Raw genomic sequence first — 23,351 nt, 5'->3', positions numbered from 1 at the left:
AAAGTTCATTATTACTAGGGGTATTGACCTTTAGCGACTGATTTTTCAGTAGCAGGATTATGTACAAAGCATGATGGAAACGCTAAGCAAAACGCACGGCACTGTTGGATCATCCCTACATAAACAAACTTTGTGAAAAAGTCAGCGCTCTAACTAATAAGTTTAAGCGCGTCGGCAAATCTAACTGGTTTACTGAATATGAAACCTTGATACTTATCAATTTCTAAGCTTTGTAATAACGTTAACTGAGCGGAGTTTTCTACGCCCTCCGCTATTACTTGGCAACCAATCATATGCGACATGTTAGTTACCGCAGAAACAATACTTTTATCTTTTGAGCACTCACAAATATTATCAATATAAGATTTGTCTATTTTAATGTAATCAACTGATAGCTCTTTTAAAACCGATATAGAAGAAAACCCAGTACCAAAGTCATCAATAGAGATACGTACACCGGTATTTTTTATGGCCGTAATCACTTTTGACAAATACGGTAAATTTTTAATCATGACTGTTTCTGTTATTTCTAAATGCACATTGTATGGTTTAACTGCGTATCTATTTAAAAGCGCAACTAAAAAATCTAAAAAATTATGGTTTTCTAGTTGCAAGACAGACACATTAATCGACAATCCAATCTTACTATTCACCGCATTTAACTTACTTAAACTCGCAATGGCTTGCTCTAGTACAAACTCACCTAATATATTAATTTTTCCATATCGCTCTGCAATATCTATAAATTCTGAAGGGGGGATAAATTCATCATTAAATTGCCAACGAAGTAATACTTCAAACGTGGTTATTTCATTTGTGCTTATATCAACAATGGGTTGATAACAAAGATGAAAGTCACCTTTTTCTACGCACTCTTTAATTGAGCTACGAAGTACTTCTTCTCTTTTAAGCGATTCATGCATTCGCTCGTCAAATACCGATATTTCGTTACGGCTTTTCTTACCTTCATACATAGCAACATCAGCGTATTTAATCGCGTCTTCAAGATTAAAATTTTCACGCGTAAAATAAAGCCCAACCTTAAAAGAAGGGTTTACTTGATAGCTATCCATACTCACTGTTTTTGTTAAGGTTTTAACTAATCTAAAAACACAGTCAAAAAGTTCGTCTTCGGTGTTATTACGGGAATAAAAAATAAACTCATCCCCACCCCATCTACACGCAATAAAGTCGCCTTGGGTTTGTGTTTCAACTAATCGTTTACCTGTTTGGGCCAGCACAAAATCCCCAAAATCGTGACCGTATTTATCGTTGATGATTTTAAAATCATCCATATCTAAAAATAAAACGGCTTTAATATCATCATTGTGATTGGCTAAATCAAGTTCAACATTAGAAACAAAACTACCACGGTTAAATAACTTAGTGAGGTTATCTTTTTGCTCTAAAAGGATTATTTGCTCGGTGCGAAGTTGCACTTCATTTTCTAAGTTTTCAATAAATTGATCTAACTTAAGTTCGTTATTAATTGATGACTTTACATCTTTTGCACTACGTGAAGCCGTTATAAAACACAAAATAAACCATAAAACGAGCCCTAAAATACCTAGTACATTCTCATCTTCAATAGGCTGTAAAAGTAATAAAATACTAAAAGGAACCAATAAACAGGTTATATACGACAATGAAGAGCGAATATCGGATGCTAAAACATTTACACCGCCACCAGCAAGGGAGCTAAAAACAACGAGTGATATAAACTTCTCCTGCATTTGCATTTTTTCATAAAACAAAATAGGAAAAGCAGCCCATGTTAAAGCCGTTAATAATAAACCTATAAAATACAGGTGATATTTAAAAGCATGGGTGTTGTTAACAAATACATGGCTCGCTATTCGAAGTAATGAAATAAATGATAACGTAAAAAGCCAGTAAAGTTTTTCTTGCGAGGCGCTGTGGTTAATACTACTAAAAATAAGAAAACAAGAAACAACCGTGTTTATAGCAATTGCAGAACTAAAATAGGAGCTAACAAATGCTAATCGCTTATTGGCAAAGTTATTTATGTGAGAGGTCATTAATGTTACTTGAATAGGCTGTTGCACAATGTAAACAGTTTACTTAAGTTCAATAATAAACAACAGTGAACATTCATAAAAAAGTATTATTTGAGCCTCTTAAGCGGTTTTATAAGCCATTAAACTAAAAAGGGCTGGCAAATTGCCAACCCCTTTTTGTTAATGTTGATTACTTATCACTCACCATCAACAATTATGCGTAGCATACGACGAAGTGGCTCTGCCGCGCCCCATAAAAGCTGATCGCCTACTGTAAATGCGCTAATGTATTTTGGTCCCATCGCTAATTTACGAATACGGCCAACAGGAATGCTTAAAGTGCCCGTTACTTTAACCGGTGTTAAATCTGTGGCACTAATTTCACGCTCGTTTGGAATTACCTTAACCCACTCATTATGAGACGCTAAAATTTCTTCAATTTTTTCTACGCTAATATCTTCACGTAATTTAATGGTCATCGCTTGCGAATGACAACGCATAGCGCCAATACGAACACATAAACCATCAATTGGCACTGGTTGCTTAGAAGAGCCTAAAATTTTGTTGGCTTCTACTTGCGCTTTCCACTCTTCTTTAGACTGACCGCTTGGCATTGGTACGTCAATCCACGGGATTAAACTGCCCGCTAATGGCACACCAAATTGGTCTTGTGGTAAGTCTTTTGACGCCATTGTTTCACTGACTATTTTATCAATTTCTAAAATAGCAGAACTTGGGTTATCTAATTGCTCGGCAACACTTGCATGAATAGCGCCCATTTGTGCAATAAGCTCTTTCATATTTCGCGCACCAGCACCAGAGGCCGCTTGGTAAGTCATTGGGCTTACCCATTCAATTAGGTCTTGCTCAAATAAACCGCCTAATGCAAGTAGCATTAGCGATACTGTACAGTTACCGCCAACAAACGTTTTAACGCCTTGCTCTAAGCCTTGTTCAATAACATCTTTGTTTACGGGATCTAGCACTATTATGCTGTCTTCACTCATACGCAGTGCTGAAGCTGCATCAATCCAGTAACCATCCCAACCCGACTCGCGTAATTTTGGATATACCGCATTGGTGTAGTCACCGCCTTGGCAAGTAACAATAATATCCATTTTAGCAAGTTCGCTAATGTCACTTGCATCTAGCAATGGTTTTGCGTCGCCTGCTATATCAGGGCCTAGTTGACCCGCTTGTGAGGTGGTGAAAAAGGTGGTGTCGATATGGGCAAAATCACTTTGCTGCTGCATACGTTCTAATAACACAGAGCCAACCATGCCACGCCAACCGACTAATCCTACTTTTTTCATTGTTTGTTCCACTGTTTGATTCATAAAAGATGCCTTAATACATTAAAAATTAAATTCATTGCGTGAGATTTAATTTTCATTAACGTCAAAATAACACCACCAGCGCGCTAAAACTAGTGAATAAAGTAGAACTTAAATATTTTTCATAGTCATAAAAAAGCCCTGTATTAAATACAGGGCTAATAGGTAATTAGGTTTTATTATATCCCCCTTCCTTGGGTAGAAAATTAAAACTCGTAGCTAAAGCTTAAACTAAACTCAGTGCCTTCTTCTTGACGCCAAAGTGTTAAGTTTTCTTGTTCAATTTCTTTTTCTTGGCCAAGTATATTTTTAACTTTAAAATTAACTTTAGTATTAAAGTTAGGGAAGTAAGAATAAACTAAATCAAGAGAATGAAATGACTTTTCTTCTGCGTCTTCGTTACCACGCGTACCTGGTACAATTATGCGCGGCCCAAACACGTTATAAACAACTGAAGTAGAATGAAAACCATCAGCAGAGTCATAACCCATTTGTAAGTTTGCTACCCATTCAGAATGACCAACTAAACGACGTTTATTATTAGTAACAATGTTAGAAACAGAGTCAGCTTCCAACGCCTCTTTTAGTTGTTGTTCAAATAATGAATCAACCCCATCAGCATCGTTTATGCCAAGCTCAACACTTGAATCCGATAGAGTAACGTTACCTGATAAAAATATGGCAGATAAATCATTATGAATAAAACTAAAGTCAGTTAAAAAGTCTACCTCAATACCTGTTAGTTCACCCGACTGCGCATTTGCTGTTAGTAATTGCGGAGCAGCTCCACCAACACCCGCTAACTCAACCATTTCAATTGGGTTTTCAATATCTTTATAAAACAAAGCAACTGATAGATTGTTTCCTGAAGGCATGTACCACTCAAACCTAAAGTCAGCATTTTTTAGCTTAGAGCTTTGAAGTGTAGGCGAGCCTCGCACTAAAAACTCTGTTAGTGGGTCAACATAATAAGTTGAGCTTACATCACGCATATCTGGGCGAATCGTCGTTTCACTTAAGTTTAAGCGAAACTGCATTTCTTCATCCATAATATAAGTAATTGCTAAAGAAGGAAAAAAGTTATCTTCTTTTATTGCAACTTCGCTCACTTCTTCAATTGTTCCATCAAAGAAATTAGTATGAGCCTGAAAAGGCACTGATATTTGAGAAAAGTCTTCCCAACGAATACCACCGGTTATACGCCATGTGTTTTCGTAGAAAAAGTCGGCCATAAAATAATAAGCGTCTAACTTATGTGCAGCGCTGTACTTATCACCATCTGCGGTACCATCATCAAAAATACCAGAGCCTGTAATACTTGTATAAAACTCACTATTAGCTAAATTTTCGTCAGAAAAAATTTGGTCTATGTTTGAGCCAAATGTATATTCATCTGTTATACCACGGTGCGTAATACCAAATTGAATATTACTTGCATCACGTTTTTTTTCAGAAAAATCGCCACCCACCTTAAGCTCTAACTCATAGCCATCACCATAAAACGGGATGCCCATATTCCAACCATATGTATCTACGTCATCATGCAAAGTTTGATAATCACGTGTTACGTTTGTTGCAGCAACATCTTGTAACTGTTCTGATTCAAAAACACCATCATTTAAGTTAGTTTGAAAAACAACATCTAACGCACCTGGAGCATCTCTGTTGGCGCGGCTTGTACCTGCATACCAATCAAAAAATAAATTTTCTAATTCAGGAAAATTATGCGTCCCTTTGAGCTGCGTAGAGAACATTTCACGCTCTTCATACATAACGTCAACACGGCGTAACTCAGTAACACCTTCTTCTGACTCGTTAGCATCGAAAAAGTCACGATTACGCACTCTGTCACTCATATCATGCAGAGCTATATTCGTTAGTTCAAATTTATGGTTATTATTAAATTCATAACCTAAATTTAATGTGCCACTCCAACGAACGGTTTGTTCAGTAGATATGCCATCATAAGTTTGTGCAAAACATTTATCTTCGCAGCCCAAACTACCTAAATTTGTACCGCTTTGCTCTTTAACTACTTCCCATTCATTGTCATAGGAAACAGCTGCAAGAACGCCAAAAGTACCTACTTCAGACTCAAACCTATCACCTAGTGCTACTGAAAAATTCATGCCTGGATCAACGTCTTTCTCAGTAGGTCCAACTTGCCAATCTAGAGATTGTAAGAGCGCTTGACGCTGCTCAAGCGAAGTACTGCTGTCACCTTCAAGTCCTGCATCACTTTTAAGCGCTGTAGAAATTAATGAAGGTAAAGCACGTGTACCATCATCGCGCCCCATCCAATCATCATCACCACCACTGTAAAAATAACCGGTGTCACTGTTAGAGGTGTTATATGAAGTACCCAACTGTATTTTAAACAAAAAATCAGAAGGAATAGATTTGGTGCGTATATTTACATTACCACCACCAAAGTGCGCTGGCATATCAGGAGAAAACGATTTCTGCACACTTAAGCTTTCAATAATATCCGATGGAAATAAATCCAGTGGAACAACTGATCGAGTGGGATCTGGGCTTGGCACATACATGCTATTAAGTTGGGTACTTGAATAACGTTCACCCAAACCACGAACATAAATATATTTACCATCGACTAAAGTTAAACCAGTCACACGACGAAGCGCTGAAGCTGCATCGCCATCACCTGTGCGTGATATTTGATCAGCACCCATAATATCAGCAACAAATGCCTGATTTTGACGCTCTTGTAGTACTGCGCCTGCACTACCTTTTAGTCGCTGGCCAACAGCAACTACTTCTTCTATTTCTTGCTCTTCGGCTTCGGCTGCTATAGCTGTGTTTACTGATAGCCCCATAATTGCAGCCATAACTGCGCAATTTAGTTTACATAGAACAAGAGAAGAGGGTTTAAAAGATTTCATTTTTATACTCCGAAACAAAACAAGACATTAGCCGAGCTTTCGCTCGGCTATAATGTGGTTTGGATTAAAGACCTACCTTAACCCAACCTGCTGTCCAGTCTGTTTGTGCATCCATTGCACCAATGTAATCTACTGAATCAAAGTAACTATCTAGGCTTGAAGAATCAAAACCATTACCTAACAGTAATGACTCAGCCGAAGGCATATATCCGTTATCTGCTAAACCAAGGTCTGTGGCTGCTTGCACAGAGTTACCTGTTTGGCCTAAGAACCAAGACTCAACATTACCAGTACCAATTGCTTGCGTACCAAAGTTATTTGCCGTTTCACATGCAACAACTGAGTGAGTAACAGTTAATGTACCATCCTCTGCGCGAGGAGCTGAATCTGAACCTACACGTAAACAATTTGAATAATCTGCCCCACCTGTCACAACCACGTTTTTAAGCATACCCGCAGTGCCTGCACGTAGACGTATACCGTTAACCCCTACATTACCAATAATAGTAACATTAGAAATTGTAGGCATTGTGAGTGGTGTTGCACTTGAATCAAACTCAGAGTTATCCGCCTCAATTGCATTATCACCTGTTGATTCGGCTTGCTTGATAAGTACGTATTGCGCTTTACCCGTCCAACCAAATGACCAATCTAGTGAGTCATCACCAATATTAGTTAAAACAAGGTGACTGATGTTTGCAGTACCACCGAAAAATTCAACACCATCGTCCAGGTTTTCATGAACGTGAATGTAATCAAGCTCTGTTTGACTACCAACACCAGCAAGCGTAATGCCGTTTAACTCATCTCCGTTACCTAGCGTTTTACCTGCTTGTTTAACTGCCACGTATTTTAAAGTACCTGAGTTATCTTCTGGGTCATTACCACCAAATTGGCCAGCATCACCTTCAGCAGACACACCACAGTTTGCAAGCTCATCAGCGGTAGCTTCGCCTTCTTGATCGCCACACGAGTTAGCCGGTGCATTACCTAAAAGCACTAAACCGCCCCATTGACCAATAGTCGTTTCGCCACCAGTAACATCTTCAATAGACGTCATAGTAATTGGCTGAGTTGCACTGCCCACGGCCTCTATTTTAGAACCACGGCGAACAACTAAAAAGTCATCACCCGACTCGCCAATAAGCGTAGTACCAAATTGAACATATAAAGTCGTTTCATCAGCGCGGTCATTACCTACGGCTGTACGGCCTTTTAGAATCCAATGTGCATCGTTAGTTAATGTTACGTCTGAAGTGAATACAACATCAGAAGTTAACTGATAAACTGGCTTGTCTGTGATTTCAGGAAAGCTCGCTGATACATCAGTAGCAAAACCCTGCTCTAAGGCGTTTTGAATATCATCAGGAAAACTTGGTGTTATAGCGACTGTCCAACCATCCATCCAGTTATTATCGCCATCAAACGCACCAATATAATCTGTTTTAGTAAAGAACGAATCAAGGTCTGACGAATCAACACCCGAACCTAATAATGGTGAGCTAGATTTAGGTGTAAAGCCATCGGTTGCTAAACTAAGGCCAGCAGCAGTCAGCGTTTGGTTACCTGTTTGGCCTTCAAACCAAGATTGAACGTTACCACCACCAATTGCTTCACTACCAAAGTTATTATCTTCACTACATGCCACTACTGAGTTTTCAATAGAAAGCTCACCAGATTCTGCATTTGCTACAGAGTCAGAACCCACACGTAAACAGTTTGAGTAACCTTCAGGTCCTGTAATTACTACATTACGTAGAACGCCCGCTGTACCTGCACGTAAACGAACACCGTTAGTACCATCAGCACCTACAATTGTTACGTTAGAAATTAGTGGCTTTGTTAAAGGTGTAGCATTTGAATCAAATTCTGAGTTGTCCGCTTCAATAGCGTTATCACCACCAACAGCACTTTGTTGAATATAAATATTTTGCGCACGACCTGTCCAACCAAACGACCAATCAAAGGCATCATCACCAATATCAGTAAGTACTATGTTACGAACATTTACAGTACCACCAAAAAACTCAACGCCATCATCAAGATTTTGATGAACTTGGATATATTCTACTTTTGTTGCAGAGCCTACACCCGCAAACGAAATACCATTAAGCTCATCGCCGTTACCAAGAGTTTTACCTGCGTGCTTAACAACAATATAACGAAGAACACCTGAGTTATCATCGCTAATATCGCCACCAAATTGCCCTGCATCACCTTCTGCAGATACACCACAGTTAGCAAGTTCTTCAGCCGTCGTTTCGCCAGTTTGATCGCCACACGAGTTAGCAGGAGCATTACCTAAAAGTACTAAACCGCCCCATTGACCAATTGTTGTTTCAGCGCCTGTTACATCTTCAATAGATGTCATTGTAATAGGTGCAGTTGCATTACCATTTGCGTTAATTTGCGAACCACGACGAACAACTAAAAAGTCATCACCTGATTCACCAATTAATGTCGTGCCGGCTTGAACATAAAGTGTTGTAGCGTCTGCACGGTCATTACCTACTGCTGTACGGCCATTTAAAATCCAATGTGCGTCATTTGTAAGTGTTACATCCGCTGTAAACGTTGTATCTTCAGCTAAGCGATATACTGGCTTATCTGTAATTTCCGGAAATTCGCTAGAAACATCTGATGCTAAGCCTTGTGCAAGTGCATTATCAATATCAGTAGGGAAGCCACCATTAATACCAACAGTCCAACCTTCCATCCAATTAGTTGAGCCATCAAATGCTCCAACTTGCGTATTTGCAATAAGCGGCGAGCCAGCAAGAGGTGTATAACCGTTGTCATCTAGCATTAAATCAGCTGGGGTAAGTGTTTGGTTAGCGTCTTGGCCTTCAAACCAAGATTGTACATCGCCACCGTTAATAACTTCGCTGCCAAAGTTATTCGCTGCAGTTTGACAAGCAACTATAGAGTTTGTAATCGTTAGTGTGCCATCCTCTGCACGAGGTACTGAATCCGAGCCTACACGTAAGCAGTTTTCATAAGTAGCTGGGCCCGTTACAAATACATTTTTAAGAACCCCAGCAGTACCCGCACGTAAACGAATGCCGTTATTGCCCTCAGCACCCACAATTGTAACGTTTGAAATAGTAGGTAGTGTTAATGGTGTTGCACTTGAATCAAATTCAGAGTTATCAGCTTCGATAGCGTTATCGCCTACGTTAGCCGCTTGCTGAATATAAACGTTTGTGGCTGAGCCCGTCCAACCAAAAGACCAATCTAGCGAATCGTCACCAATATTTGTAAGTACAACATTGCTTACATTAACTGTGCCACCAAAGAACTCTATACCATCATCAAGATTTTCATGTACTTGAATATAATCAACCGTAGTTGCAGAGCCAACACCGGCAAACGTTATACCATTTAACTCATCACCATTACCTAACGTTTTACCGGCTTGCTTAACAAGTACATACTTTAAAGTACCTGAATTATCATCACTGATATCGCCACCAAACTGACCTGCATCACCTTCAGCCGACACACCACAATTAGCAAGTTCATCAGCTGTTGCTTCACCTTCTTGGTCGCCGCAAGAATTTGCTGGCGCGTTACCTAATAATACTAAACCGCCCCACTGACCAATCGTTGTTTCTTGAGCTGTAACATCTTGAATTGAGGTCATTGTAATGGGCTGACTTACAGTCCCTACCGATTCAATTTGTGAACCGCGACGAACAACTAGGAAGTCATCTCCTGTTTCGCCAATAATCGTTGTACCTTGCTGAATATAAAGCTTGGCGTTATCTGCGCGATCATTACCAACCGCAGTACGGCCATTTAAGATCCAGTGTGCGTCGTTTGTTAACGATACATCAGTAGTGAACACGGTATCTGCAGCTAAGCGATATACGGGCTTATCTGTAATAGATGTAAACTCACTAGAAACATCAGTTGCTAAACCTTGAGTTAGTGCATTATCAATATCAGTAGGAAAGCCAGTGGTAGCATTTTGTGAATCATCACGTGATGACGTTTCACCACTTGTATCGTCACCGCCTTCAATAACGTTAGTTACTGTATCACCTTCATTAATAGTTGTGTCGCCTTCAGATACTACTAAGTCTCCACCACAACCAGCTAAAGATACTGCAGTTGCAATCAAACTTACTTTGAATAAGTCAGATAATTTCATTGTTCACTCCGTTAAAGTATTTAATTATTTTTTAGGTGCTCAAATAAACTCAAGTCACCATAAAACACTTAAATAATGCTTTAAGGTCACTTGAGTTTAGCTGCGGTTACAATACGGGAGACTTATGACAAAGTAGTTACAGTTTAATAACCATAAGATGACAAAAGTAACTTATTTAAAATCAAACAATTGGATGCTTTTAGAGACGATGAAAACCGCCCTGAGGCGGTTTTAGTGTTGCGATTATGAACTGGTTTTACACGCGTTACTTGTTAATTAGTAAAGCGCTTTAAAATTTACAGTAAAGCTGTTCTAAGTGTTTCTGCATGCACTTTTTCGCGCTTTACATATTTGATCCACTGCTGTGCTAAACGCTGAGATTTTTTATGTTTTTCTGCCTGCTCAAACGCTAAAATTGATGCATCAAAATTTTGCATGTTGTACTGCGCCATACCCAGTGCAACAAATGCATTTGATTCAAAATCAAGACCACCTTTATCAAGTGCTTTACGCGCTGCATCGGCGGCTTCTTCATATTGCTCTGTATTTACAAATACTTCGGCTAAACGTTGATCGTATTTACCGTGCTCAGATATATCAGCAGCTTTTGCAAAGTAGGTAATAGATTTTTCATCTTCTTTAGCTTGGATCATCGCCTCGGCAACAAAAGCGTAGTTTTTTGCTGTTTTTTCAGCAATATCTTTATCAATGGCATCGCTCATCACTTTTGCAGCTTTAAACGCTAAACCATTGTATAAATACACTTGCGCTAATTGGCGTAAATCAGATTTAGAGGTTAAAAATCCTTGCTGGTAAGCGGCTTCAATTACCGCCAACTGTTGTTTTTCCCTACCTGTTTCACCATACATACCCGATAACTGCACCCAATACTCAGGCTTATTATAAAGCTTTACCATGCGCTCAAGCACTTCAACAACTTTGTCAGTTTGATTAAGCGAGTAATACATTGCACGCTGTAGTACTAACCAGTTTTCCTTAGGGATTTTGCCTTCGCTGTCGCTTAAAGCAATCACTTGAGATATGTACTCAAGCCCTTTTTTATAATCTTTTAACTGATAGTATGTTTGAGCCCTTAACAAGTAGTAGCCTTCTGTTTTAGGCTGAGTGTTAATACTGTCCCAATCATCTAAAAAAGAGATAACTTTAGTGTAATCACTATTAGCCATAGCCAGTTGAGCCAAGCTAAATGTAGTGCTTAAACGAAGTGACTCAGGAATGGCTTCCTCAGCTACCACTTTTTCAAACGAGGCAATCGCTTTTGGTAAGTCGTTTTCGTTGTAATAAATAAACCCGTAAAAGTTATGCATCATTGCCACTTCGTACGAGTTCATGCTTGCAGCTCGCTCTTGAATGCTATCAAGCGCTTCAAGTCCACCTTTAACATCACCATCGTCTGCAAGTTTTTGGGCACGAGCAAGCTGGCTATAAACCTTTTCACGTAGTGCTGGTACACGTTTCGTTTTTTGTTCTTGCTCTGCATATGCCGTAGCTACATGTAGCCCTGGAATTAGGCTTAGAGCACTTGGTGTAACAATACTTGTACTGATCGCAGCGGTACAAAATAGTGTTAACTTTAAAAGTTTAGCTGTAGGTAGTAATTTCATAATCGCCTCGCATTTCTGTCCGTTTACTCGTGGTTAATTACTAATTAACCGCTAATTTGGAAAGATATTTTGTTCTGAACACCCGCAACTTCAACGGCTTCACCGTTTACTACGCGCGGTTTATATTTAAATTTAAGGGCTGCATCCATCGCAGCTCTATCAAAAAGTGACTCAGGCTCTGCTTTTACTACTTGTGGGTCGCGTACAGTGCCTTGTTTAGTTACTGTAAATTCAACAATCACGTAGCCTTCTATGCCACGTGATAACGCACGGCGCGGATAAACTGGGGCCACCTTTACAATCGGTAAGTATTCACCATCACTTGTTTCAAGTGCTAACCCGCCGGCTAAATTTACATCCGCATCTACATTGGCACCAAAGTCAAAGTTGTTAGCATTTGCTGTAGCATCACTATTTTGCATTTGCGGTGATTCCATTGGTGGTGGCGGCTCTTTTGGTGTTGGTGGCTTTTGTGGCTTACGCTCTTTTTTTTGTACGGTTTCTTCTTTTTTCAAGCGAACAAAATCAAGTACGTTACCCTTTACCGGATCCGTCATAGCGCCTTCACCGCCAGTGATCAGTGCCTGCATGCCTAAAAACAACATAAAGGTCACTACACCGGCTATCACTAATGCAACTAAATATCGCAACATAACTAGCCCTTAAGACGCATCTTGTGCGGCAATTGATACATCAAATGCGCCCGCCGCGCGCGAGGCATCCATCACCTTTATTAACATTTCGGTAGTGGCTTTTTTATCTGCTTGAATCACAACGCTACCTTGTGGATTTTCTGCTTTTAAACGCTCGATATTGGCTTGTACTGCGCGTACATCAATTTGACGTTTATTAATCCAAATCTCGCCTGTATCAGAAATAGCCACTAAAATATTAGCACGCTCTTTTTTAACAGCTGTTGCGGCTTCTGGGCGGTTTACATCAATACCGGCTTCTTTAACAAAAGAGGCAGTTACAATAAAGAAAATAAGCATGATAAATACAACGTCTAACATTGGGGTCATGTTTATTTCTTCAGCTTCGTCTTCTTGAAATAGGTTTCCTAACGGGGCTCTCATTTTTATTCTCCTAGGATAAGTGGCTTTATATAAGCCGCTTATCAAAATTTTGCTTAATGGTCTAAAACCATGCTGTCTTGTAGTAGTTCTACTTCGCGCTTAGCTTTTCGTTGTAAGTACGTTGAGGCAAATACCCCAGATAACGCACCTACCATGCCTGCCATTGTCGGGATAGTTGCTTTTGATACCCCTGATGCCATTGAGCGCGCACTACCTGTGCCAGTAATTGCCATTACATCAAACACTTCTATCATGCCCGTCACCGTGCCTAACAAACCAAGTAGCGGGCACAAAGCAACCATCACGTTAATTAAAGAAAGATTGGTGTTTAAGCGCATACCAGCTCGCGATATCATCGCTTCGCGTATTTGCTCTGCATTCCAGCTATCTCGTTCTGCACGGTTAATCCAAGTGGCTTTAAGAGCGTGTTTATAGCTTCTAAAACCATTAAAAAAGTAAATAAATCGCTCGAGTATCAATAACCACATCGCGAAGATTAACACCCCGATGACCAAGAGAACTTGGCCACCGGTGTCGAGAAAATCACGGATAGCATTGATTGAATCAATCAATAGCACCATGGTTTATGCTCCCTTCTCGCTTCGCTCTGCAATAATACCGGCGCTCTGCTCTTGAATAGTTAACAAGATATTTTTAGCGCGAGTATTAAGTAAGGTGTATAAAAATACCGTTGGTATGGCGACCACTAAGCCCAATACCGTTGTTACTAGTGCTTGAGAAATACCACCCGCCATAAGCTTAGGATCCCCAGTACCAAATAAGGTGATTGCTTGGAATGTATTGATCATGCCGGTTACCGTACCTAATAAACCTAGTAGCGGCGCAACAACAGAGATGATTTTGATAAGTGTTAAATTACGCGTCACTTTTGGCATTTCACGTAAAATAGCTTCACTTAATTTAAGCTCAAGTGTGTCGTGTGAAACACTTGGAAATTGATCTTTTACTTTCATTACGCGTCCAAGCGGATTGTCATCACGTGCAACTGTATCTTTAAGCTGGCGACGAATTTTACCGCCCATGATTAATAACGAGAAAAAACGCTCAAGTGATATAAGAAGTGCAATAACACCCACGCCTAAAATCACATAACCCACTGTGCCACCTTGATGAACACGTTCTTGTGTATCAGGTGCTTGTACTAATAAACCAAGAATAGAGCCGCCTGTTGGGTCAAGTGCAAATTGCACCACGCCACTTTTAGTGCTTTGTAGCTCTTCTGCTGTTGCAGTAAAGCGCGATACAGGTTGACGTGTTAATTCACTCAAAGAATTAGTCGAGGAATTAAACTCTAAATACTTACCGTTTGATATAAGGTTGAATGCGCCCACTCGCACAACTTCTTGCTGTGCTTTAGTACCGCCTTCAACAATAACACTTGCGTTAAAACGACTTACTTTACCTTGCTCGGTCATTTCGCGTTGTAATTCAAACCATACTTTTTCAATATCTTCTATTGAAGCAAGTTTTGAAGTTGAACCCATCTTTTGAGCAAGGTCATCCATAAACGTACTGCGTCCATCAATCTGAGCAGATACTATTGATGTCGCAAACTTATTACTAGAATCCCCTGCAACTTGTTGAAGAACGCCAAACAACTCTTTAAGCGAACCCATGCGTTTAGAAAGCGTGTCTGTTAAGTTAGCAAGTTTTACTTCGTTTTCTTCAAATTGCGTTTCTAGACGTTCAGATTCCACCAGCATTTGATTGCGCTTTGCTTGGGTATTTTTAAGTGTTTGTACTTGCTCGTTTTGGCGAGCAGCAAACTCTTGTTCACGTTGTTTATTTTGCTCGCTTTGAGCTGATTTACCATTTTCGAGCGTTTTAAGTAATGAATCTAAGTTCATTGGCTCTGCCGCTATACTTGCACCAGTAATGCTTAGGCTTGCAGCAAAAAGAGCTATTTTTGTCATTTGAGTAAACAATTTCATTTTCAACCTCTTATTCTGCTGCATGTACTGGCAGAGTTAACATATCTGGGGCAAGTTGTTTACGCGCAATGCGTAAACCTTTATTAATTTGGCTTATTGTAGAGTCTGGTAATGCTTCAAATGATTTTGTATCTGCATTCCAGCTACCTGCTTTTTTGCCATCGCGTGTTAGGTAAATAAGCTCTAAACGGCCAATGCGTAAAAAATCAACTTCACGCTCTTTGTCATCCACATTTAAAAGTGCGGTATAAGCTTCAATAGTGCGCCCGTAGTCAACTTCTACTTGATACGCTTCAAGTACACGGCGGAATTTTTCACTTGAGTTAATATCAGCACGATTCATCATTTCTTTTAAAGACGTAACGCGCTTAGTGCGCTCATCAGCTAAAAATGGAATATCTAAAGATACAAACTGCTCAAGACCTTCAATCATTCTAAGCATTAGCGGAGTAATTTGACGTTCAATAATAGAAACCTGATCCATTGACAGGTTTAAAGATTCCATCTCTTCTATTTGATTATTTAATTGTTTAGTTAGCTGGGCGTTGTATACAGCTAAACCATCAATCTCTTTATTGAGGGTTTTAAATTGCTGTAAACGTCCTTGCATTGAATCTGCAATCTTGTCTATTTTTGTTTGTGATTGCGCAGCTGATTTATTAATTTCACTGCTTTTATCAATAACCTTATCTAAATCGTTTGCGTGTACTGCTGCACTTGCGGCCACAATACCAGCTAAGATTAATGGTTTAACGCCTTTCATCGCATACACCTTTACTCGTTAGTTAGCGGATTTGCTAGTTTGTTTTTTTAGGTCATAAACTTTGTTATATAAATAATTTATGACTTAATAATTCAATGAGCAGGAGTTTATAGATGAAACATGACAAGGATGTTGCGCAAAAAAGTCGCTTTTATGACAATGGTAACAATTAAGACTTACAAGGAGGTTTTAACGCGAATAAGGGTACTTGCTGGCCAAATACCCCCTATTAAGAAGATGCAAGAAGGTGGTTAATCCAAAATTGAATTAATTTGATTAAGGGAATAGTGCCAATCGGTATAATTAATTTCTATAGGGTAAGCTTTATTATCTTTAATAAGCACTAGTGAGGGAAAACCTTGAATTGGTAAAGTGCGAACAAAGGATAACTCAGCTTTAAATTCATCATTAAGCTCGCTTGACGCTAGCTGCGCCGAAAACTCATCTTTATTTAAGCCAATTTTTTCAGCCAAACTAATTAATGTACTTTCATCAGACGGGTTTTGTGCGTTTAGGTAATAAGCGTGTTGGATAGCAGCCACCATTTGAGCTTCTTTACCCGCTTTACGCGCTATAAGTGCAGCTCTGCATGCGGGATACGTTGAACGCCTTGGCTGGCAATTGCGCCAAAAGTTATAATTAAATTGCGTACCTAGCTGAGCTGAAATTTTATACCAAGTGCCCTCAAGCATCTCTTTCATATTTTGTGGCATTGGGTCTTGGCTATCGGGAGCAAGACCACCTACTTTATATTCTATTGCCACTTTACCAGCAAGCTCTGATTTTAGCTTAAGCCAGGTTGGTGAGTAACCCCAACACCAACTACACATTGGATCATGAACATATATTAACTTACTTTGAGACATATTAATCCTTCAACTAGTTTGAGACGACACTATTACGACCAGCAGCCTTTGCACTATAAAGAGCTTCATCAGCTTGCTTTAATGAATCATCATAATCAGTTACTTTATTTACTTGGGAAATACCAATGCTACAGGTGATTGAAATACGCTGCTTGTCATCAGTAAATATAACATGCCCTGCCACGGCTTCTCGAAATTTGTTCGCAATTACAGAGGCTGCAGAGGCTGTGAGCTGCGGTAAAATAACAACAAATTCCTCACCGCCATAACGGGCCTTTAACGCAGTTGCCAAAAATTGAGACTCAAGAAGTTTGGTAAATTCTATCAATACCGTATCACCAAAATCGTGGCCATGCGTATCGTTTAAAGATTTAAAATTATCTAAATCAATTAACAAAATTGAAAAAGGTAAGTACTGCTCTGGGCGTGTTTGAGCAAGCTTTAAAAAATGAGAGGTAATAAAACGCCTATTTGCTATGCCAGTAAGGGGGTCAGTATAAGCATCTTGTTTTTGCTCTAGCGTAATATCGGCAATAGCCATGTGGCTTTTATGCCTAAAATACTCACCAATAAATGAGAATAAAAACACCATAGAAAAGGACGCTATAAAACGTGTTTTTTCTACGTTGCCATAGCTAACTTGACCAAAGTCAGGGCCGTATAAAATAACAATACAAGAAAACAGTAAGGTACAGCCTAACCAAGCACCTAATCTAACCCCTAAAGATGCAAACGTTACGACAGGATAAAACATTAGCCAATATAGCGCGGTATTATCTTTACCGCCGGTATAAACAAGTGCAACAAACATCATGCACACAATGCTCATACTTATTAATGCCACAACTTGCAGATTACCCGTTTTTATAAAATAGATAGAACAGCTTATATTTGTAATGTTAACGATAATTAATGAAGCGGTCAGTAGTGGCGAATAAAGCTTATAATTAAAAAACACTAATACTGCGATCAACACAATTGAAATCCCAATCATGGTAAATAAGGAAAACGCTTTGCGTTGCATGTCTGAGCTATAAACACTGTCGATATTTATCAGACTGAGCCAATTTGGTTTATTCACATTTTTTTTAGTCATTAATTTTATACTTTAAACTTTTGAACCATATCTTCTAAAGCACTAAACTGTTGTTTTAGTTTGGTACATTCGTCAAGCGTGTCATTTAAGTTGGCCTTGCCTTGTATACAAAGCGAATTAATTGTTTGAATATCTGTATCTAATAACTTAACAACTTGGTTTTGCTCATCTGTTGCAGTGGCCACAGAGTGATTTGCATCGTTAATTTGTTGAATCGCTTGTATAACATGGCTCATTAAATTGCCAACAGCATCGGCTTGTTGCACGCTTTGTTCACTGCCTTCAAGGCTTGTTTTCATAAGCTCTACCGCAAGGTTTGAGCCTTTTTGCAACTGACTAACCGTGTCTTCAATCTCTTGCGTTGACTGTTGAGTGCGGTGCGCTAATTGGCGAACTTCATCTGCTACAACGGCAAAACCGCGTCCCGCCTCTCCTGCTCTAGCGGCCTCAATTGCGGCATTAAGTGCCAATAAATTAGTCTGCTCGCTTACACCTTTAATAACTTCAAGCACTTGGCCAATACTGGCTGTATGCGTATTTAAACTGTTTATAGTTTGCTGAGCTTTTTCCATATTACCCGAGAGCTGGTGGATAGTTGCAACACTGTGGCTTAATGCTTCTTGGTTTTGTGTTGAATGTTCATCTGCATTTTTAGCAAGCTGCGATGCACTCTCTGCATTACTTGAGATATCCATTGATGTGGCAGAAAACTGGTTAATAGCCGCTGCAACAATATCGGTTCGTTTACTTTGATCATCATACATAGACAGCGAAGAATGTGTTTGTGATACCAAGCTCTCAATAGCTGTATCTAATTGCTTTGTAGACTCTTTTACTTGCTCTATTGAATGCTGAATTTTTTCGATGAAAATATTAAATGAATAGCTTAAATCGCCAAATTCATCGTCGTTTTCAACGGTTAAACGCCTTGTTAAATCGCCCTCACCTTGTGCTATATCTTTAATAGCATCGTTTAAACGATTCATTGGCTGCATTAAATAGCGTAATAAAAGCTGCATCATAATTATAATAGTGATAATTCCTATCACCATAAAAACAGCTGCGGTTTGGCCAAAATTAGAGACACTGGCATACGCTTTATCTTTGTCTATAACAACACCTAGGTACCAATCTACGTTTTCAATACCACTAATTTTTGTAAACGAAATAAGCTTAGACTCTCCGTTTATCTCGTACTGGGTAAACTCACTTTGTAAAGGTGTATTGGTTCCAAAGATGTCTGATGTATTTTTTAAGTTTAACTGAGCATTTGGATGGCTTAACACTTGGCCTTTATTATCGAGTAAAAAACCATAACCGAGTCCTAAAAAGTCAATATCGTTGATAATTTTTGTCACGGTCTGCATATCAATATCGGCACCTGCAACGCCGCTAAACTGGCCATTTTGGAGTATGGGTACTACCGCTGAAATTGTAAGCTCGTTAGTAGTCACATCAATATAAGGAGTTGTAAAAGCGGTATTTGATTTGTTTTCGACTAATTTATACCAAGGGCGAGAAGTCGCATCAAAATCTGCAGGTAAAACGACTGATTGATCGTTTAATATAAACGTGCCGCTGGATTTACCTATATACGTATTTTTAAAGCTTCCAGCAAGCTCTGCTGTATTTAATTGTGAAAGGGTGAGTGCTTTAGAATCATTCGCTTTATGGGTTTTAGCAATTGATATAACAATCGCCAACTTTGCATTTAACCAACTCGCTATATTTTGTGAAACAGATTCGGAATTTTGTTGCAATACCAAACTTAACTGCTGCTCGGTTTGCTTGCGCATCGCAATGTAGTTATTAAAAGTAAATAACCCTAGCACCAAAACCAAAATTAAGGAGGCTGCAATAGTCACTTTGGAAGTAAATTTCAACGAGTTAAGCATATACATCCTTTTTATTATTTATCATTATTAGCCTTACTGTTTTAGCAAAAATTTAGCTAAATGTCTTAGTAAAAGAGACTTACAGTTAGGTTATTGATGAAAAATAAGAATAAAGGATTGTAAAAAAAAGGCTTTTGTGGATAACTGGCTAATATTAAATTAATTAATGACTAGATTTATAGCTTGTGGAACGTTCCCATTAAATGTAACTTTATAAGTGACTGAATACGTATTCAGTCACTCTTGTATAGTCTGTTATTTCCACTTATTTGCTAAGCGAACAACATTTAAACCGTACCATGCAATAAATACATAACATAACATTGGAACAAAAAAGCTTTGCTGTATATTTACTGTATCAGCTATAAACCCTTGCAGTAATGGTACAAGTGCACCACCAACAATTGCTAAACATAACCAGCCAGAACCTTTGCTCGTCAATGATCCTAGTCGCTCGATTGCAACTGAAAATATAGTCGGGAACATAATTGAGTTAAATAAACCAATTGCCAATACTGAGTATAAAGCGACGTCACCTTGAGTAAAAATAGTGATCAATAATAGCGCAATAATACTAAATGCATTAAACGCTATAGCTTTAGAAGGTGCAATCTTTTGTAATAATACAGAGCCAATAAAACGTCCTACCATTGCCCCGCCCCAGTAATAACTAATAAGTGCGGCCGCAGTATGCTCTTCAAGCCCTGCTATGTGTGCCTCACCAAAGTAGTTAACTAAAAAGCTGCCAATGGCAACTTCCCCACCTACGTAGCAAAATATAGCAAGTACACCCATAGTTAAGTGCGGTGCTTGCATTAACGAACGAGATTCAATTGCTGTATTATTTTCCTCTTTGTGGGCTTCAATTTCTGGAAGCTTTATAAAGGCAAACACAATAGCGATAAGTAATAAAGCGCCAGCAAGCATTAAATAAGGCACTTTTACAGATTCAGCAGTTGCTGCCGATGCGGCTAAACTACCTGCAGTACCGAAAAATAATAAACCACCAACATAAGGCCCAACGGTAGTACCAAGCGCATTAAGTGCTTGTGCTAAATTTAGACGAGAAGAAGCTGTTTTTTCGCTGCCAAGAGCAGCAACATAAGGATTGGCAGAAACCTGAAGTACTGTTACGCCTGCAGCAAGTACAAATAAAGCGCCTAAAAATAGCCAATATTCATGTACTACAACAGCAGGGTAAAACAACATACACCCCATTGAAGCCACAATTAAACCAGTTAAAATCCCTTTTTTGTAACCAAATTGCTTAACTAAAAGCCCCGCAGGAATAGAAACAATAAAGTAAGCCCCAAAAAAGCAAAACTGTACTAGCATCGCTTCAAAAAAGCTCAAATCAAATACGCCTTTTAAGCGTGGTATTAGTACATCGTTTAAAACAGTAATAAAGCCCCATAAAAAAAATAGGGTCGTCATTGCAGTCAGTGGAAACAGATAATTTTTATTTGGCTGTTCGTTGACCGCGAATGATTGGTTTGTATTTATTTCACTCACGTCGTTTTCACTCCATTAACAAGTTGAAAACGATTTTACATGTTTAAATATAAATTAGTCAGCGCACTTATGGAACGTTCCAGTGGCGTTATTCACATTGCGTGTTGGTCGCTCTAACAATTCGGTCTATTTCGCCACTGTTATTAAACTGATAAAGCCCTTCGTTTATATCCTCTAATACTAAAAGCCAATTATGTGCACGCTTACTAATGGCAAAATATAACGAGTTATATTGCAAAGGAATGCTTTCTTGCTCAATGGAAGAAAGCAAAGAATGTTTTTCAGGTTTAGTTAAAGAGGAGTAAGCCACAGATGATTTCAAAGCTTGAGGATCGCCTATAACCAAATCAACACGTTTAGCAGTCAGTAGCTTAACAAGCTGTAAGTCATCAACAGAGGCGATAACTTCAAACTCACCATTGTCCATCATGGCATCAAACTCTGGCGTATTTTGATACCCTCGAACAACACCAATCTTAAGCCCTTTGAGCGAGTTCAAGTTTCCTGTGAAATGGTCTGTATCGCCTTTCCTTTTTAAAAAAGCAATTTCGCCACCTTTAAACGAATTAGATAAGCCGAGTAATTCTCGACGTGTTTTACCATCAACATAATCGGAGGGGGCTGTATCTTCTATAAAGTATTCAGGCATTAGTATGTCAGCCCTGCCTAGTTCTACATTTCGTACCGCTCTTGCCCAAGGCAAAAATTCAATATATACGCTGTAGCCCTTACTATTTAACAAGGCAATTGAAAATTGATAAACCCAGCCTTTATTACATACATTATTACCAATATAGGGAGGCCAATCGAGTGTGGCTAGATGAAGTGTTTGTTTGGAGTTTTTAGCTTCATAGAGCACCCCTGATTTATGGGAATGCCCAGTTAAAGTGTGTTGAGTACCATTTTGAAAATACTCAACCGATGTTTCAGCAAAACTATTACTAGTTGTTAGCAATAATATAAAATAAAACCAGCGCATTTTAGTATCTATTTGTGATTAATAGTGTTTTTAAGTTTAGCTACTACTAACACTTTTGCACAAATAAACCTTAACTAATCAGCTTTTTTGCCACCTCATTTTATTGTTTGTATCACGAGAGCTAATAATAGTATCGTCACTACTCTCAACGCCGCCTAATTTAGCCAAGCGGTCATACAAAACTACATTACAGGTTGCCGCTAAATTCATACAGCCAATAGTTGGAATATAAACAACCTCATCGCACCACTTTAAGACGTCTTTTGAGACAGAACCATCTTCGGGACCAAATACATAAAATGCATTTTCAGGATGTTTAAACTCAGGTAAAGGTGTTGCACCTTCAATAAGCTCAATAACCACAACCGTTGCGCCTTGTGGCTTTATTGCTTCTAAATTATCTGTTTCGGTTAAAGGAATACGCTCCACTACATTTTTTGTATCTGTATGGAACTTTTTGGCGTTTAAGTAGCGATTGCCTGTAAAAAAAACTTGTTTAGCGTCATAACAGCCAGCTGCTCGCAATACACCGCCAACATTAGTCGGGCTTTTAGGATTGATTAAACCAATTACGGCTTGTTGTTTACTCATTAATCTACGTCCTTTGTTGGCCATTCTGCAATGTACAAATCAAAGTCGTCGAGCTTTACATCGCAATCTTTTACTGTTTTGTCTTTTACAGAAATACCTAGCTCATGCATCTTTGTTTTATCACCATTATTTAATAACGGATGCCAAGAAGCCAAACCACGACCTTCATGTAAACGACGGTAACTGCAGCTTTGTGGCATAAAAAAGATGTCTTTAAGGTTTTCTTTTGTGAGTTTTACACAAGAAGGAACAAGCGTTTGGCGGTTTTCATATTCGCTACAACCACAGGTGTTGTTATCAAGATACTGACATACAATATTAGTAAATATTAATTGCTCACCTTCGCGTAACTGATCGGTGGCGGTAAATTCGTCTTCATCTTCGCTATCAATAAACGTATTTAAACAACATTTTCCGCATCCATCACAAATGGCTTCCCATTCGTTTTGACTCATGTCGCTTAAGCTTTTTTTAAGCCAAAATTGTGTATTTGCTAATTGTTGATCAAACATAGTTTACTCGTGCCCCCTAAAGAGCGCGCATTCTACCGTATTGCTGTAAATGGCGCAAAGCCAATACCCTTTCAAA

At 39.0% G+C, this 23,351-nt stretch carries 17 protein-coding genes; all 17 read right to left on the bottom strand.

The window, feature by feature from the left end:
• Nucleotides 1-149 precede the first annotated feature (149 nt).
• Complete coding sequence (locus tag H5116_RS16585) at nucleotides 150-2,039, bottom strand: bifunctional diguanylate cyclase/phosphodiesterase (protein WP_220487480.1); 1,890 nt, start codon at nucleotides 2,037-2,039, stop codon at nucleotides 150-152.
• A gap of 176 nt (nucleotides 2,040-2,215) precedes the next feature.
• Nucleotides 2,216-3,355, bottom strand: coding sequence for an aspartate-semialdehyde dehydrogenase (gene asd, locus H5116_RS16580; RefSeq protein ID WP_004334779.1), 1,140 nt, complete (start codon nucleotides 3,353-3,355; stop codon nucleotides 2,216-2,218).
• A gap of 203 nt (nucleotides 3,356-3,558) precedes the next feature.
• On the bottom strand, nucleotides 3,559-6,255 hold the full coding sequence (locus tag H5116_RS16575; RefSeq protein WP_182692812.1) for a TonB-dependent receptor domain-containing protein: 2,697 nt from the start codon (nucleotides 6,253-6,255) through the stop codon (nucleotides 3,559-3,561).
• A gap of 64 nt (nucleotides 6,256-6,319) precedes the next feature.
• Nucleotides 6,320-10,408, bottom strand: coding sequence for a hypothetical protein (locus H5116_RS16570; protein WP_182716659.1), 4,089 nt, complete (start codon nucleotides 10,406-10,408; stop codon nucleotides 6,320-6,322).
• Between the two features lie 296 nt (nucleotides 10,409-10,704).
• Entirely contained in the window at nucleotides 10,705-12,033 is a 1,329-nt protein-coding gene (locus tag H5116_RS16565) for a lipopolysaccharide assembly protein LapB (protein ID WP_182716658.1), read from the bottom strand.
• 44 nt (nucleotides 12,034-12,077) lie between these two features.
• Nucleotides 12,078-12,683, bottom strand: coding sequence for an energy transducer TonB (locus H5116_RS16560; protein WP_024597386.1), 606 nt, complete (start codon nucleotides 12,681-12,683; stop codon nucleotides 12,078-12,080).
• A gap of 12 nt (nucleotides 12,684-12,695) precedes the next feature.
• Entirely contained in the window at nucleotides 12,696-13,109 is a 414-nt protein-coding gene (locus H5116_RS16555) for a biopolymer transporter ExbD (protein WP_004334764.1), read from the bottom strand.
• Nucleotides 13,110-13,162: 53 nt separating this feature from the next.
• Nucleotides 13,163-13,690, bottom strand: coding sequence for a MotA/TolQ/ExbB proton channel family protein (locus H5116_RS16550; protein WP_182672359.1), 528 nt, complete (start codon nucleotides 13,688-13,690; stop codon nucleotides 13,163-13,165).
• A gap of 3 nt (nucleotides 13,691-13,693) precedes the next feature.
• Nucleotides 13,694-15,061: a MotA/TolQ/ExbB proton channel family protein gene (locus H5116_RS16545; protein ID WP_182716657.1), complete on the bottom strand. Its 1,368-nt coding sequence runs from the start codon at nucleotides 15,059-15,061 to the stop codon at nucleotides 13,694-13,696.
• Nucleotides 15,062-15,071: 10 nt separating this feature from the next.
• Nucleotides 15,072-15,824: a DUF3450 domain-containing protein gene (locus H5116_RS16540; RefSeq protein ID WP_004334751.1), complete on the bottom strand. Its 753-nt coding sequence runs from the start codon at nucleotides 15,822-15,824 to the stop codon at nucleotides 15,072-15,074.
• Nucleotides 15,825-16,075: 251 nt separating this feature from the next.
• Entirely contained in the window at nucleotides 16,076-16,690 is a 615-nt protein-coding gene (locus H5116_RS16535; protein WP_182716656.1) for a DsbA family protein, read from the bottom strand.
• 13 nt (nucleotides 16,691-16,703) lie between these two features.
• A complete protein-coding gene (locus tag H5116_RS16530; RefSeq protein ID WP_182716655.1) occupies nucleotides 16,704-17,786 on the bottom strand; it encodes a GGDEF domain-containing protein in 1,083 nt (360 codons plus the stop codon).
• A 5-nt stretch (nucleotides 17,787-17,791) separates the two neighbouring features.
• Nucleotides 17,792-19,681, bottom strand: a complete 1,890-nt coding sequence (locus tag H5116_RS16525) for a methyl-accepting chemotaxis protein (RefSeq protein ID WP_182716654.1) — start codon at nucleotides 19,679-19,681, stop codon at nucleotides 17,792-17,794.
• Nucleotides 19,682-19,936: 255 nt separating this feature from the next.
• On the bottom strand, nucleotides 19,937-21,193 hold the full coding sequence (locus H5116_RS16520) for a sugar MFS transporter (protein ID WP_165723870.1): 1,257 nt from the start codon (nucleotides 21,191-21,193) through the stop codon (nucleotides 19,937-19,939).
• Between the two features lie 88 nt (nucleotides 21,194-21,281).
• On the bottom strand, nucleotides 21,282-22,172 hold the full coding sequence (locus tag H5116_RS16515) for an ABC transporter substrate-binding protein (RefSeq protein WP_182716653.1): 891 nt from the start codon (nucleotides 22,170-22,172) through the stop codon (nucleotides 21,282-21,284).
• Nucleotides 22,173-22,250: 78 nt separating this feature from the next.
• Entirely contained in the window at nucleotides 22,251-22,763 is a 513-nt protein-coding gene (locus tag H5116_RS16510; RefSeq protein ID WP_024595017.1) for an RNA methyltransferase, read from the bottom strand.
• Nucleotides 22,763-23,275: a YcgN family cysteine cluster protein gene (locus H5116_RS16505; RefSeq protein ID WP_004334734.1), complete on the bottom strand. Its 513-nt coding sequence runs from the start codon at nucleotides 23,273-23,275 to the stop codon at nucleotides 22,763-22,765. The genes H5116_RS16510 and H5116_RS16505 overlap by 1 nt, the downstream gene beginning before the upstream one ends.
• Nucleotides 23,276-23,351: the final 76 nt, after the last annotated feature.

Source organism: Pseudoalteromonas sp. SG45-2, from assembly GCF_014164115.1.
Classification (GTDB): Bacteria; Pseudomonadota; Gammaproteobacteria; order Enterobacterales; family Alteromonadaceae; genus Pseudoalteromonas; species Pseudoalteromonas distincta.
Note: the sequence above shows the minus strand (reverse complement) of the source record. Positions and strands in the feature narration are given on the sequence as shown.

What these genes read in the sequence shown, in the direction of transcription:
- H5116_RS16555 (WP_004334764.1), bottom strand. Translation starts at nt 13,109, where the DNA reads ATGAGAGCCCCGTTAGGAAACCTATTTCAAGAAGACGAAGCTGAAGAA.
- H5116_RS16505 (WP_004334734.1), bottom strand. Translation starts at nt 23,275, where the DNA reads ATGTTTGATCAACAATTAGCAAATACACAATTTTGGCTTAAAAAAAGC.
- H5116_RS16525 (WP_182716654.1), bottom strand. Translation starts at nt 19,681, where the DNA reads ATGCTTAACTCGTTGAAATTTACTTCCAAAGTGACTATTGCAGCCTCC.
- H5116_RS16550 (WP_182672359.1), bottom strand. Translation starts at nt 13,690, where the DNA reads ATGGTGCTATTGATTGATTCAATCAATGCTATCCGTGATTTTCTCGAC.
- H5116_RS16515 (WP_182716653.1), bottom strand. Translation starts at nt 22,172, where the DNA reads ATGCGCTGGTTTTATTTTATATTATTGCTAACAACTAGTAATAGTTTT.
- H5116_RS16575 (WP_182692812.1), bottom strand. Translation starts at nt 6,255, where the DNA reads ATGAAATCTTTTAAACCCTCTTCTCTTGTTCTATGTAAACTAAATTGC.
- H5116_RS16570 (WP_182716659.1), bottom strand. Translation starts at nt 10,408, where the DNA reads ATGAAATTATCTGACTTATTCAAAGTAAGTTTGATTGCAACTGCAGTA.
- asd (WP_004334779.1), bottom strand. Translation starts at nt 3,355, where the DNA reads ATGAATCAAACAGTGGAACAAACAATGAAAAAAGTAGGATTAGTCGGT.
- H5116_RS16545 (WP_182716657.1), bottom strand. Translation starts at nt 15,061, where the DNA reads ATGAAATTGTTTACTCAAATGACAAAAATAGCTCTTTTTGCTGCAAGC.
- H5116_RS16510 (WP_024595017.1), bottom strand. Translation starts at nt 22,763, where the DNA reads ATGAGTAAACAACAAGCCGTAATTGGTTTAATCAATCCTAAAAGCCCG.
- H5116_RS16565 (WP_182716658.1), bottom strand. Translation starts at nt 12,033, where the DNA reads ATGAAATTACTACCTACAGCTAAACTTTTAAAGTTAACACTATTTTGT.
- H5116_RS16535 (WP_182716656.1), bottom strand. Translation starts at nt 16,690, where the DNA reads ATGTCTCAAAGTAAGTTAATATATGTTCATGATCCAATGTGTAGTTGG.
- H5116_RS16530 (WP_182716655.1), bottom strand. Translation starts at nt 17,786, where the DNA reads ATGACTAAAAAAAATGTGAATAAACCAAATTGGCTCAGTCTGATAAAT.
- H5116_RS16585 (WP_220487480.1), bottom strand. Translation starts at nt 2,039, where the DNA reads ATGACCTCTCACATAAATAACTTTGCCAATAAGCGATTAGCATTTGTT.
- H5116_RS16540 (WP_004334751.1), bottom strand. Translation starts at nt 15,824, where the DNA reads ATGAAAGGCGTTAAACCATTAATCTTAGCTGGTATTGTGGCCGCAAGT.